This window comes from Kiloniella sp., assembly GCF_048259265.1.
Taxonomy (GTDB): domain Bacteria; phylum Pseudomonadota; class Alphaproteobacteria; order Kiloniellales; family Kiloniellaceae; genus Kiloniella.
The window spans coordinates 258,630-271,646 of the sequence record NZ_JBLXHT010000001.1 but is presented as its reverse complement, the minus strand read 5'-3'; the positions used below and the strand labels follow the sequence as shown (position 1 = coordinate 271,646).

Here is a 13,017-nt window from a genome sequence, read left to right as displayed (position 1 = left end):
AATGCAAAAAACCCCTGTAAAGCCACGATGTTGCGCGGTCTTAAAGAACCTCGTTTTCAAATGCAAGGAAAAAACTCACCTGCACTGAATAGGTATATTAACGGGATATACTATAGGAAGGATGAAAAACATCCAATGATTGTTTTCTGACAGCTTCCACAACCTTGCTTCTATATTGCGATGCTTCGATAAATTTCAAGATTGCATCATCAAGATCTTGGTCAGTCCCATGGCCTTTGTGAACCAACCTTAATACTTCTTCCTGCCCAAGAGCATCATACCTGCGATTTATTGCTGGTATGGCACTTAAGGCAAGAGGCTTGCCATGAAAATTGAACGCCCCAAACGAGCTACGATAAACGGCGAGACGATTGGGATCAGTCGGCAAATCATGATTTTCTGACGATTCCCATTGGCATTGAACATGTCCATAAGAATAGTTGCCACCCGGCAGCTCGGTTTCATGCATACGGACGAGCTGATCATCGGTTAACCATGTCAGAAAAACCTGAACACTGGTTCCAGGACAATATACCAGTTCGGCAGCAACGGCCCCATAGCGCGCAACATGTGCGGAATAGACCACATCGTGATCATGCAGCCAAATAGCCGTTAAGGGAATCGGATCTTGCCCCGAAGGATGCCCAACAAACTTTCGCGACAACTGTTCTGGCGCACGGTTTGAGCCATGTGCAATAACAGCTTTTCGATCTGAAAGTTTGATCCCGTACTCAGTAACTTTAGAGAAGTCTTCACTTCGCCCATCTACAAATAGATATGACGTTTCAGGGGCAATAAAGGGATATCCCTTTGCCAAGCGAAGCCTGCTACTCTGGTCACGCGGAAGTTCCCAAGGCATAAGATTACATTATTTAGTCGGTACAGGGCGGAGGAGCGTCTTTATCGACTCTCTCAATCCGGAAACGCGTTGTGCACTCATCGACCGTCAGCCACGCTCTACGTGACCACTCTTTTTTTGCGGATTCATAATCTGCAAACGGGCCGATCCACTCTTCGTCCCCCCCAACGGCTTCGCAGAAAGATGTATCTGCATATTCGCCGCCTACCACAAAAAACTGTTGTGCCATTACTGTTACTCTATACTAATCGCCGAAATTGTCTCGGTACATACGCACTTCTGGGTACTATAGGCCCCTTAACAAAAGAGTAATAGAAAAAAATTCAGAAAAATGCGTAAAAAAGTATCAAAGACAAATCACACATATAGCAGAACCCTTGCAAAACAATAACTTAAGATTAAAACACCAATATAAACGATACGAATATTTAAGAATTCAGTTTCTGTTTTTTTACGCTATACTCATCGCACAGGTTGTATAAATTTTAAAAATTCATTCAAGGGGTTAACATGCTTTCGGCTTTTTCCATTTTTGCTATCGCAGTCGTCGTGCTCGCGGTCATACTCGTTCTTATGGGGGTAAAGTCCGTACCTCAGGGAACTGAATACACGATTGAAAGATTTGGCAGATACACCAAAACATTATCTCCCGGATTGAATTTGATTGTTCCAATCGTTGACCGCGTTGGTGCCGAACTTAACATGATGGAAACCGTTATGGATGTTCCATCACAGGAAGTTATCACCAAGGATAACGCCTCTGTTCAAGTTGATGGTGTTGTCTTTTATCAAATTCTCGATGCGGCAATGGCTGCGTATGAAGTCAGGAATCTTGAGCGTGCTATACTGAACCTGACCATGACAAACATACGTACCGTTATGGGATCTATGGACCTCGATGCACTTTTATCACAACGAGACAAAATCAACGCCGAGCTAATTACTGTTGTCGACGAAGCAACCGCGCCTTGGGGCGTGAAGGTCACACGTATTGATATCAAAGATATTACACCGCCGGCTGATTTGATTGAATCCATGGCCCGTCAGATGAAGGCAGAACGTGACAAACGGGCTAACATTCTCGAAGCAGAAGGCGTACGTCAGGCACAAATTCTTCGAGCCGAAGGCCTTAAACAATCCGCCATTCTGGAGGCTGAAGGGCGTAAAGAATCGGCTTTCCGCGATGCCGAAGCCCGTGAGCGTGAAGCCGAAGCCGAAGCAAAAGCGGCTGAATCAGTATCCAGGTCAATCGCCGAGGGGGACATCCAGGCCATCAATTATTTTGTCGCCCAAAAATATGTCGAGGCCTTTGGCAAGTTCGCAGATTCTCCAAACCAGAAAACAATGATTTTGCCAATGGAAGCGACAGGCATTCTTGGTTCGATCGCAGGTGTTGCTGAACTGGCAAAAGCAGCTCTTGGCGATGACAGCACAACATCATCCAAATCGCCTTGGTCCACTGACAGCAAAGGCGGAGCATAAATCAGATGGTCGATTTATCTGGCGTAGAATTCTGGTACTGGTGGGTGTTTGCCCTGTTCCTATTGGCCGTTGAAGTTTTTGCCCCCGGAGCTATTGCGCTGTGGATGGGAATCTCAGCGGGGATTGTCGGCGGATTACTCTACATTTTTCCTGATTTACTTTGGGAAAAGCAGATTATTATCTTCGCGGTTCTTTCCGTTGTTTCCGTTGCCGTTTGGCGTATCTATGCACGCAAAAATCCGCCTGCGTCAGATAATCCAAACCTCAACAAACGCGGTTCAGATCTTATTGGATACAGCTTCACCCTTACAGCCAGTCTGAAAAACGGCATGGGTCGGGAAACAGTCAATGGTGTTCTTTGGAAAATCAAAGGTAGGGATTTACCTGAGGGTACGAAGGTGAGTATAACCAGCGTTGAAGGCACAGCCTTAATCGTTGAACCAGAAGAAGCATGATTTCATCTAATGCCATACGCCTCGTTACGGGATTTTATCTCTCACCTTGAAAACCAAGGTCGCTTAGTCAGAGTCTCACATCCGGTATCTCCAGAACTGGAAATGACCGAGATACAAACAAGGTTGTTGGCAGAAAAAGGACCCGCGGTCCTTTTTGAAAACGTCGTGCACCAGGACGGAACGCCCTATGGCATGCCCGTCCTGGTCAATCTTTTTGGAACGGTCGAACGTGTCGCTCTTGGCATGGAACGAACACCAGAACAGTTAAGAGAAGTAGGCGAAACCCTTGCTTTTCTTCGCCAACCGGAACCACCTGCAAGTTTGAAAGAAGCGTGGAGCAATTTACCGCTACTGAAAACAGTAATGGCAATGAAGCCCAAAAGTGTTTCTTCCGCCCCTTGTCAGGAAGTTGTTCTCACTGGCGATGACATTGATCTCGCAAAATTGCCTATCCAGACCTGTTGGCCCGGGGAACCCGCGCCGCTGATTACCTGGCCACTTGTTGTAACAAAAGGCCCCGGTGACGAAAAAACAGATGTCTATAACCTGGGCATATATAGAATGCAGGTTCTGGGCAAAGACAAAACACTTATGCGCTGGCTCAAACATCGGGGCGGCGCACAACACTATGCTCGTTGGAAAAACCAGAAGCCCGATCCCTTGCCAGCCGCAGTTGTTCTCGGTTCAGATCCCGGAACAATCATTGCCGCTGTAACGCCTGTTCCAGATACGCTCTCGGAATATCAATTCGCGGGTCTGTTGCGCGGAAAAAAAGTTGAGCTGGTCGATTGTAAAACAGTTCCCCTGAAGGTTCCTGCGAATGCAGAAATAATTCTGGAAGGTTTTGTTAGTCTCGATGAATACGGAGATGAAGGCCCATACGGTGATCACACAGGGTATTATAATTCTGTGGAACCCTTCCCCGTTTTCACCGTCACTGCCATCACCATGCGGAAAAACCCAATTTACCTTTCGACCTTTACAGGGCGCCCACCGGACGAGCCATCTGTTTTAGGTGAAGCATTGAACGAAGTCTTCATCCCGCTCATTCAGCAACAATTTCCGGAAATCACCGACTTTTGGCTCCCGCCTGAAGGATGTAGCTATCGGATTGCCGTCGTTTCCATGAAGAAAGCATACCCCGGGCATGCCAAACGTGTCATGCTTGGTGTTTGGTCGTATCTACGCCAATTCATGTATACAAAGTGGGTTATTGTTGTTGATGACGACATTAATGCACGCGATTGGAAAGATGTAATGTGGGCGGTATCAACCAAAATGGACCCTGCGCGGGACATCACGGTTATCGAAGGAACTCCAATCGATTATCTCGACTTTGCCTCACCTGAAAGCGGCTTGGGATCCAAAATTGGTCTGGATGCAACAGACAAATGGGAGCCTGAAACAAAACGCGAATGGGGCGAAGAGATCAGAATGGATCAAGATGTTATCGATAAGGTCGATGATATGTGGGCCGATCTAGGCCTTCCTGGTTCTGGCAAAGCCATCTGGAAAAAATAACGTACTGAAAGAAAATTAAGTGTTTGATCCACAGAAATTAAAATCTGTTAAAAATTTTGAAATCTATCAGTACTGGAACCAACAAAAAGGCGACAAGTTAATGCCTGCGCGGGCTGATCTGGACCCCGCTGATCTCAGTCACTTATTGCCAAACATTCTAATTCACGAGGTTCAGGCCGAGCCTCTGGATTTCAGATACAGATTGGTTGGTTCAGAAATTGTCCGTCATATAAACCAGAACCCGACAGGGACCTGGATGTCGCAAATACCGCATCAGAAAAAACCTAGCAAGCTCTGGAGCTTCCTTGAAGACGCTGCCACCAACAAGCATCCCGTCATCGCTAACCCACCTTATCTTGGGCAATATAAAGAGTTTAAATTTATCGAAGATATTATTCTGCCACTGTCTGCTGATAGTAAAAACGTCAATATGCTTTTCATCGGTGTTGATTTTTTGAAAGACCACAGCAAGTTACACTGACAAGCTGATTTCCAATTCTTCACTTGACCCCGGATAAAATGCAAAGCATCTTAATGCCTATGACAAAAAGCGGAAAAATTCTGAGCCTACTAGAGCGACTTATTAACCCGGCCTCCTGAATGAGAGTGCCGGGGTTTATGCTATTCGCAGCTCGGAATTAACTGGAACCGCAATATGTTTACTTCATCAAACAATAAAACAGACTGCCCAACCATGGGCCAAGTAAATTCTGCAACACAACAATCTCAACTAAAGCAGTTAGAGCGCAATTTCTGCAGCTCACTCCTCGGCAACCTACGACTTATTGACGATCATCGCGGCCATTAAGCGGCCCTCGGTGATCGTACTTATTGCCGCTAAAAACATCACGATATTATTATAGAGCTTAATTACTCGGATGCTGCGCCCAAAATTGAGAGCGCCCCGAAAAAAAGAAAGAATAAAACAATGAACAAGATGCCATTTGAACGTTATCAACCCTTTGAAACCGTCAAGTTGGACAATCGTACTTGGCCCGGAAAGACAATTGAAAAAGCACCAATATGGTGCTCTGTCGATTTACGTGACGGTAACCAGGCTCTTATCGAGCCAATGGATACCACGCGCAAATTGAAAATGTACAAGCTGCTTTTGGATATGGGATTCAAGGAAATCGAAGTTGGTTTCCCCTCTGCATCCCAAACCGATTATGATTTTTTAAGAACCCTTATCGAAGAAGACATGATCCCCGATGATGTCAGCATTCAGGTTTTGACCCAATCAAGAGAACACCTGATTCGCAGAACCTTTGAAAGTATTCGCGGGGCCAAAAATGTCATCGTACATTTATATAACTCCACATCAGAACTACAGCGCCGCGTTGTCTTCAGGCAAGACAAACAGGGAATTATCGATATCGCAGTAGCTGGTGCCAAGTTGATAAAAGAGCTTATCCCAACAGTTCCTGAAACAAAAATTACGCACCAATACTCACCCGAAAGCTTTACCGGCACAGAAATGCCTTTCGCACGGGATATCTGTGAAGCGGTAATGGACGTATGGGAAGCCAGCCCGGAAAATAAAGTTATCCTGAACCTGCCAGCAACCGTGGAAATGTCCACGCCAAACGTCCATGCAGACCAGATTGAGTGGTTCTGCAACAACGTCAAAAATCGTGATTCAGTCATTATTTCTCTTCACCCGCATAACGATAGAGGAACGGGTATTGCGGCTACTGAATTAGGCTTATTAGCTGGCGCAGATCGCGTAGAAGGCACCCTTTTTGGTAATGGAGAGCGTACAGGCAACGTTGACTTGGTCACACTTGCCGTCAATATGATGACCCAGGGCGTTGATCCAAATCTGGATATTTCTGATATCAACAACATCAAAGAAACCGCAGAATACTGTAACCAACTTCCCGTTCACCAGCGACATCCTTGGGTTGGTGAGCTGGTTTACACAGCCTTCTCAGGGTCTCATCAGGACGCAATCAAAAAAGGGATGGTGGCTCTAAAAGCAAATAACTCGGATCAATGGGAAGTACCTTACTTGCCAATTGATCCTCAGGATATTGGTCGGAGTTACGAAGCCATCATCCGAATTAACAGTCAATCAGGTAAAGGCGGTGTCGCCTATATCATGCAGAATGATTACCACATGGATCTTCCACGTGATCTGCAAGTGAATTTCTCGAAAAAAATCCAAAATATTGCAGAAACAACAGGCAAAGAAATCACACCTCAAATCATCTGGGACAGCTTCGAAAAGTCATATTTGTGCTCGACATCTCCTGTCGAATTTCTTTCCCACACAACGGTACCAGATACTCATGCCGCCGAGATCCGTCATCTCACGGCAAAGATTAATCATTTTGGTGAAGCCAAAGAGATTTCCGGCAAAGGAAATGGTCCTATTGCTGGCTTCACAGATGCCATCGCAGAAAACCTGGGCGTACGCCTGAGCGTCGAAGATTACCACCAGCATTCTCTGACCCATGGATCAGATGCCAAGGCTGTCGCTTATCTGGAACTGAAAACTTCCGAAGGTGAAACGGTATGGGGTGTTGGAATTGATTCCAATACAACAGTCGCGTCAATCAAGGCCATTGTTTCAGCAACTAATCAAATATTGGAAAATTAAGTTCTTTATTAGAGTTTGTTTCCCCATCAAACAGCGTCAGATTTTCTGGCGCTGTTTTTATTTTTACTCCATTATTTGTTGATGAATGGAGTTTCTTCAGATTGCGCACGAAGCACATGACAACATTTTTATAGTATTAAAACGAAATAATCCAAGCTCTGCGGCTTTATCACTGCTTGTTGGTAGCCTATATATGTAGCGTAACTTTTTCAAAGCTAGGAATATTTATGCCTTCGTCCAGTGACTCACAGAACCTGTTGGAAGATCTGATCAAAAAAGCAAAAGCGGCCGGAGCAGACTCCGCTGATGCGCTGATGTTCAGATCAGTATCTGTTTCCCATGCTCAGCGACTTGGGAAGATGGAGAAACTGGAGCGTGAAGAAAGCAATGATCTCGGCTTGCGGGTTTTTATTGGAAAAAGAAATGCTGTCGTTTCGTCCAGTGATTCGTCACCAGCTGCTATTGATGAGTTAGTAGAGCGCGTTATTTCTATGGCACGCGTCGTTCCCGAAGATCCCTATGCCGGAATTGCAGACGCAGAACAAATTACCAAGTCTTTTCCTGAACTCGATATTTATGATTCGGTAGAGCCTTCTGCGGATAAACTCATCAACCGCGCCAAAGAATGCGAAGAAGCCGCTCTTAGTGTTGAAGGTATTACAAATTCCGGTGGAGCAGAAGCTTCATGGGGAGAAGCCTCAATCGTTCTTGCCGCGTCCAATGGGTTTTCCGGGTCCTATAATTCATCAGGACATTCTATTTCAGTCTCTGTTCTCGCAGGAGAGAAAGAGACCATGGAAAGAGACTATGATTTTTCTAGCGCTGTGTATGGTGGCGATCTGACCAACCCCACAGAGATCGGTAAAAATGCAGCCGACAAAGCAATAAAACGCCTAAACCCTCGTAAGCCAGACACACTAAATGATATCAGTGTTGTTTATGATCCACGAGTTTCATCCAGCATCATGGGGCATATGATAGGTGCCATAACGGGCCCAGCAATCGCACGCGGCACTAGCTTTCTCAAAGAATCTCTAAACAAAAAAATCTTTGCTGATGGCATCAATATCGTTGATGATCCTCATCTTCATCGCGGCCTTAGATCCAAACCCTTTGATGGCGAAGGTCTGGGAAATAGAAAACAAAACATCATTGAAGATGGTGTTCTGCTCACTTGGCTCCTCAGCCTTTCTTCTGCTAGGCAGCTAGGATTACAAAGCACCGGACATGCATCACGGGGAACATCTGGAAATCCGTCTCCTTCTCCAACCAATCTCTATATGGAAGCAGGCAAACTGTCCCCAGTAGAGTTAATCAAAGATATTAAACAAGGCTTCTTCGTCACCGAGATGATGGGATCAAGTGTAAACGGTCTCACAGGCGATTATAGCCGTGGTGCAGGTGGTTACTGGATTGAGAATGGCGAGATTGCCTACCCCGTATCGGAAGCAACAATTGCAGGTAATCTCAAAGACATGTTCTTGAACCTTACCCCCGCAAGTGATCTTGTTTTCCGCTATGGTAGCAATGCCCCAACAATCCGTATTGATGGCATGACCGTCGCAGGTAACTAACAAATCACCATCCCCATAAGAATGTTCTTCTCAGATTGATACAGGCGAAAATGTCGAGCACAAAATCGAACAAAATGAAATTAGGAGATGCCTCCACACAATTTCTAATTAAACGCCTCTTCAAAGACTATGTCTCAGGACAGCTCGTCAAAATAGCCTTCTCTTTGATTGCAATGGCATTTGTTGCCGGCTCAACAGTGATGCTTGCCAAACAGATGGAACCCATAATCAATGATATCTTTCTGAAACGACAGGAAGATTTATTACTACCAATCGCGCTGGGTGTTATAGGCATTTTCTTTGTAAAAGGTGCTGCGACCTACGCCCAATCCATGTTGATGCAACACGTCGGCTTAGAGATTATAGCGACAATCCAAGAACAGCTCTTCAGAAAATTGATGCGTGCCGACCTCGCCTACTTTCACGAAGAATCCCCAGGTAATCTGGTTTCCAGATTTATGAACGATGCCAACATGCTCAAAGGTGTGGTGTCGAATACCCTGACATCCATAGGTAAAGACACCTTAACTGCTGTCGGGCTCATCGGCATGATGTTCTATCAGGACTGGTTTTTAGCAACCATTGCCTTTGCAGCCTTTCCAACCGCAATTTTGCCGATAGCAAAAACAGGAAAAAGAATACGTAAGGTTTCCACAAACACTCAGGAATCAATGGGGCTTTTAACAACACGACTGGACGAAGCCTTCCAAGGTATTCGTCACGTCAAAGCCTATAATATGGAAGATCACGAAACCAAGCGCGTTTCCGAAACAATCTTGACCGTCTTACGCCTAAACCTCAAAGCGGCAAGAACCAGTTCTATCTTGTCCCCCATCATGGAGACACTCGGCGGCATTGCCATTGCGATTGTTATTCTCTACGGCGGTAACGAAGTCATTCAGGGCACCAAAGATCCAGGCTCTTTCTTTGCCTTTATCACAGCGCTTTTACTCGCTTATGAGCCAATTAAGAAGCTGTCCAAGCTTAATGCAAACATGCAAACTGGATTAGCTGCGGCCCATCGGGTCTATTCTATCCTTGATAGCCAGCCAAACATCAAAGATCCCGCTGACGCCAAAGAGCTTGAAATCACGAAAGGCGACGTGGTTTTTAAAGATGTTTATTTCAATTACGACGACAATACATCAGCGCTCGAAGCCATAAACCTGACAGCAAAAGCCAACAAGACTATTGCCCTTGTCGGGGCTTCAGGTGCAGGAAAAACATCCATTCTCAACCTCATCCCTAGATTTTATGATGTTACCAAAGGTAAAATTACCTTTGATGGTCAAGATATCCGCGATGTGAACTTGAGCAGCCTCAGGCAGGCAACAGCGTTGGTTAGTCAGGAAATCCAGTTATTTGACGATACTGTCAGATCCAACATCGCTTATGGGAAAACTGATGCCAGCGAGGAAGAAATAATCGAAGCAGCCAAAAATGCGCATGCCCATGATTTTATTCTTTCCCTGCCTGAAGGTTATGACACCCAAGTTGGTCCCCGGGGATCAAGACTATCCGGCGGGCAACGACAACGTGTTGCTATTGCCCGCGCAATGGTGAAAGACGCACCTGTTCTACTATTGGACGAAGCAACTTCCGCTTTGGATACGGAATCAGAACGGCACGTTCAAACCGCACTCAATACCTTGATGAAAGGTCGAACCACCTTTGTCATTGCCCACCGCCTTTCAACCGTGATTGACGCAGACATGATCTATGTAATGGATAAAGGGAAAATTATCGAAGAAGGTACGCACACCCAGCTACTGAAAAAATCTGGGACCTATGCAAAGCTGTACGCGTTACAATTTGCCGAAGAAGCCGGAAAAATCAATGAGGCTTCACAGCCAGTTTAAAGGCTACTAAAGGAATCTGCCCGAAAAAGATTATGAAGCTATCAAAACGGATACTCCGCTCAACCTTTTCCCAAAACCTTATCGCCAGATTGATTTCTAGCTACATATCCTTTGTACGTAATACGGTTCGTTGGCAGGAAGTCATTCCTGACGAAACCCGAAAATATCTGGATGGCGATTCGAACATAATCGGCTGCTTCTGGCATGCACGTATGATCATGATGTTCAATGCTTGGAAAGACAGTGACCGTAGCAAGTTCCATATGCTTATCTCGGCTCATAGAGATGGCCGTGTTATCGCAAAATCCATTGAAAATCTCGGCTTTAACACAGTTGAAGGCTCCAGCAGAAGAGGTGGCGCAACTGCATTGGTTAACCTTAAGCGTACCCTAGAAAAAGGCTGTGCAATAGGCATAACCCCAGACGGCCCCAAAGGTCCCAGGATGCGTGCAAAAATCGGGGCCATCAAGGCTGCGCAGATGACCGGAAGACCGATACTTCCTGTCACAGGAACCGTCGCAAATCGTAAAGTCTTTAATTCTTGGGATCGTTTTGTTTTACCCGCCCCCTTTACAAAGGGTATTATTATTTGGGGCACACCAATTTATGTTGAAAGAAATGCTTCTAAAGAACAACAGGAAGCATATCGCTTGGAACTAGAAAATCAGCTAAACGAACTAACGCACATGGCTGACCAGTCATTTGGTCAAGATCTAATCCAACCAGATCCTCTACCTGCATCAGAGACTTCAGATGCGAACACCTGAGTTTTGGAACCATCGTGGCCTTATCAGTACTTTGCTGCTGCCCTTGTCCGGCTTTTATTATCTAGGCAGTATCCTACGCCAAAAACTAGCCTCTCCGACGAAGGTCGATGTTCCCGTCATTTGCATTGGTAATCTAACGGCAGGTGGTAGCGGGAAAACTCCCATTACTCTTTCATTAGCTAATACACTTCAACAGATGGGGAAAAACCCACACATCGTTTCAAGTGGGTATGGCGGCTCACAAGAAGGTCCGCTGCGCGTATTACCATCACAGCACTCTGCACGTGAAGTGGGCGATGAACCGTTGATGATGGCCCTTGCGAATTCACAAACAACACCGGTTTGGGTCAGTAAAAAAAGGATCGACGGCGCAAGAGCAGCGATAAAAGAGGGCGCAAACGTCATTCTTCTCGATGACGGTTTTCAGAACCCTGCCCTTCAAAAAGATTTATCGATTATCGTCGTAGATAACAAAATTGGTTTTTCTAACAATCGTCTGATCCCTTCTGGTCCTCTGCGAGAAAACATAACCGATGGCCTAAAGCGTGCCGACGCTATTTTTATCATCAAGCAGCCTGATGAGACTATCAATCCAGAATTAGCTGACATTTTCGACGGGAAAGACGTTTCGAATGTAACAATAACACCTGCTGATAAAACCATTCAGGCAACACTGAAACAGAAGAATATTTTTGCTTTTGCAGGGATTGGGTATCCGCAAAAATTTTACAGCACACTGAAAGATTATTCTGCAAAAATCTGCGGAACCAAGGATTTTCCAGACCACCATCAATATACCGAATCTGATCTAAAACAGATTATGTCTCTTGCCCGTGGATCTGACGCGGATGCTATTTTTACGACAGAAAAAGACTTCGTAAAAATTCCTGAAACATATAAAGACAAAATCTCCTGCTTGCCCATTCACGCCGTTTGGGATAATCCACAATTTATAAATTCTCTTTTGCATAAATTAACAGGAAACACATGACAAGCGATGTCTCTTTTCGACATAAAGTTGAAGCCGTCGGCTTTCGATTTTTGCTATGTCTGGTTGGCCTGTTTCCTGTAAAAGCCTGCTCTAACTTTGGGGGTTTCTTAGGGCGAACAATTGGCCCCCGACTTGGTATATCACGTAAAGCAGATCTCAACCTGCGCCTTGCAATGCCCGAGCTGTCTAAAAAAGGCCGCAAACAAATTATCCATGATATGTGGGATAATCTAGGTCGTGTTATTTTTGAATACCCTCACCTACAAGAAATCGTGCGAACAGATCGTGGCTATATAACCGTCGAAGGTATTGAAAGGTTCGAAGCGCCAGAAGTAAAAGATAAGGCTTTAATTTTTGTAGGTGCCCATATCGGTAACTGGGAAGTTCTTCCGATGACTGCCGCACTGCGTGGTTATCCGCAAACAATCATTGTGCGCCAGCCCAATAACCCCCTTGTTGCCAATGCCATTGATAATATCCGCACCTCTACCGGGAATATTTCCGCAGCCAAAGGCGTCGAAGGTGCCAGAGCATCTCTGAAAGCCATCAAAAATAAGTCTGCTATCGGAATTCTTGCCGATCAAAAAATGAACGACGGCATTGAAGCACCCTTTTTTGGCATTCCTTCTATGACACCAGCGGCCCCTGCATTACTTGGGAGTAAACCAAACGCTGTTGTTTTCCCTATCCAATGTATAAGAACTGGCCCAGCAAGCTTTCATCTCGTGTGTCATTCTGCAATTGATTTCCCCAATAATGTCCGCCGAGACCAAGCAGGATTAGAGGGCATGACAGAGCTTAACAGCATCATAGAGAGCTGGATCAGGGAAAAGCCAGGAGATTGGCTCTGGCTACATCGTCGTTGGCCCAAAGAAGCTTATAGAAACCTCAAAGAAAACTCCTGAAC

At 45.4% G+C, this 13,017-nt stretch carries 12 protein-coding genes; 10 read left to right on the top strand and 2 right to left on the bottom strand.

The features are described 5' to 3' along the window. Nucleotides 1-97 precede the first annotated feature (97 nt). Both ACN0QW_RS01320 and ACN0QW_RS01315 read right to left on the bottom strand, forming a co-directional pair. Nucleotides 98-859, bottom strand: coding sequence for a hypothetical protein (locus ACN0QW_RS01320; RefSeq protein ID WP_417428084.1), 762 nt, complete (start codon nt 857-859; stop codon nt 98-100). 13 nt (nt 860-872) lie between these two features. After that, nucleotides 873-1,070, bottom strand: coding sequence for a DUF4170 domain-containing protein (locus tag ACN0QW_RS01315; RefSeq protein ID WP_162200100.1), 198 nt, complete (start codon nt 1,068-1,070; stop codon nt 873-875). A 299-nt stretch (nt 1,071-1,369) separates the two neighbouring features. Between ACN0QW_RS01315 and ACN0QW_RS01310 the strand changes: the two genes are divergently transcribed. The 10 genes from ACN0QW_RS01310 (at nt 1,370) to ACN0QW_RS01265 (ending at nt 13,015) form a co-directional block, all read left to right on the top strand. Continuing rightward, on the top strand, nt 1,370-2,341 hold the full coding sequence (locus tag ACN0QW_RS01310) for an SPFH domain-containing protein (RefSeq protein ID WP_417428082.1): 972 nt from the start codon (nt 1,370-1,372) through the stop codon (nt 2,339-2,341). Nucleotides 2,342-2,346: 5 nt separating this feature from the next. Next, entirely contained in the window at nt 2,347-2,796 is a 450-nt protein-coding gene (locus ACN0QW_RS01305; protein ID WP_299378364.1) for an NfeD family protein, read from the top strand. 9 nt (nt 2,797-2,805) lie between these two features. Continuing rightward, nucleotides 2,806-4,317: a UbiD family decarboxylase gene (locus tag ACN0QW_RS01300; protein ID WP_417428079.1), complete on the top strand. Its 1,512-nt coding sequence runs from the start codon at nt 2,806-2,808 to the stop codon at nt 4,315-4,317. A gap of 19 nt (nt 4,318-4,336) precedes the next feature. Next, on the top strand, nt 4,337-4,798 hold the full coding sequence (locus tag ACN0QW_RS01295) for a PAS domain-containing protein (RefSeq protein ID WP_417428077.1): 462 nt from the start codon (nt 4,337-4,339) through the stop codon (nt 4,796-4,798). Between the two features lie 447 nt (nt 4,799-5,245). Continuing rightward, nucleotides 5,246-6,919 (top strand): 2-isopropylmalate synthase, encoded by a 1,674-nt coding sequence (gene leuA / locus ACN0QW_RS01290; protein ID WP_299378368.1) that lies wholly within the window; start codon nt 5,246-5,248, stop codon nt 6,917-6,919. A 227-nt stretch (nt 6,920-7,146) separates the two neighbouring features. Further along, complete coding sequence (locus tag ACN0QW_RS01285) at nt 7,147-8,493, top strand: TldD/PmbA family protein (protein WP_417428075.1); 1,347 nt, start codon at nt 7,147-7,149, stop codon at nt 8,491-8,493. A 50-nt stretch (nt 8,494-8,543) separates the two neighbouring features. Beyond that, nucleotides 8,544-10,352 (top strand): ABC transporter ATP-binding protein, encoded by a 1,809-nt coding sequence (locus tag ACN0QW_RS01280; protein ID WP_417428073.1) that lies wholly within the window; start codon nt 8,544-8,546, stop codon nt 10,350-10,352. Nucleotides 10,353-10,384: 32 nt separating this feature from the next. Then, nucleotides 10,385-11,119 carry a lysophospholipid acyltransferase family protein gene (locus ACN0QW_RS01275; RefSeq protein ID WP_417428071.1) on the top strand — a complete coding sequence of 245 codons (735 nt, stop codon included), beginning with the start codon at nt 10,385-10,387 and terminating at the stop codon, nt 11,117-11,119. Next, nucleotides 11,106-12,110, top strand: coding sequence for a tetraacyldisaccharide 4'-kinase (gene lpxK / locus ACN0QW_RS01270; protein ID WP_417428069.1), 1,005 nt, complete (start codon nt 11,106-11,108; stop codon nt 12,108-12,110). The genes ACN0QW_RS01275 and lpxK overlap by 14 nt, the downstream gene beginning before the upstream one ends. After that, nucleotides 12,107-13,015, top strand: coding sequence for a lysophospholipid acyltransferase family protein (locus tag ACN0QW_RS01265; protein ID WP_417428067.1), 909 nt, complete (start codon nt 12,107-12,109; stop codon nt 13,013-13,015). Before lpxK ends, ACN0QW_RS01265 begins: the two co-directional genes overlap by 4 nt. Nucleotides 13,016-13,017: the final 2 nt, after the last annotated feature.

What these genes read in the sequence shown, in the direction of transcription:
- ACN0QW_RS01285 (WP_417428075.1), top strand. Translation starts at nt 7,147, where the DNA reads ATGCCTTCGTCCAGTGACTCACAGAACCTGTTGGAAGATCTGATCAAA.
- ACN0QW_RS01275 (WP_417428071.1), top strand. Translation starts at nt 10,385, where the DNA reads ATGAAGCTATCAAAACGGATACTCCGCTCAACCTTTTCCCAAAACCTT.
- ACN0QW_RS01310 (WP_417428082.1), top strand. Translation starts at nt 1,370, where the DNA reads ATGCTTTCGGCTTTTTCCATTTTTGCTATCGCAGTCGTCGTGCTCGCG.
- leuA (WP_299378368.1), top strand. Translation starts at nt 5,246, where the DNA reads ATGAACAAGATGCCATTTGAACGTTATCAACCCTTTGAAACCGTCAAG.
- ACN0QW_RS01280 (WP_417428073.1), top strand. Translation starts at nt 8,544, where the DNA reads ATGTCGAGCACAAAATCGAACAAAATGAAATTAGGAGATGCCTCCACA.
- ACN0QW_RS01320 (WP_417428084.1), bottom strand. Translation starts at nt 859, where the DNA reads ATGCCTTGGGAACTTCCGCGTGACCAGAGTAGCAGGCTTCGCTTGGCA.
- ACN0QW_RS01300 (WP_417428079.1), top strand. Translation starts at nt 2,806, where the DNA reads ATGCCATACGCCTCGTTACGGGATTTTATCTCTCACCTTGAAAACCAA.
- lpxK (WP_417428069.1), top strand. Translation starts at nt 11,106, where the DNA reads ATGCGAACACCTGAGTTTTGGAACCATCGTGGCCTTATCAGTACTTTG.
- ACN0QW_RS01265 (WP_417428067.1), top strand. Translation starts at nt 12,107, where the DNA reads ATGACAAGCGATGTCTCTTTTCGACATAAAGTTGAAGCCGTCGGCTTT.
- ACN0QW_RS01305 (WP_299378364.1), top strand. Translation starts at nt 2,347, where the DNA reads ATGGTCGATTTATCTGGCGTAGAATTCTGGTACTGGTGGGTGTTTGCC.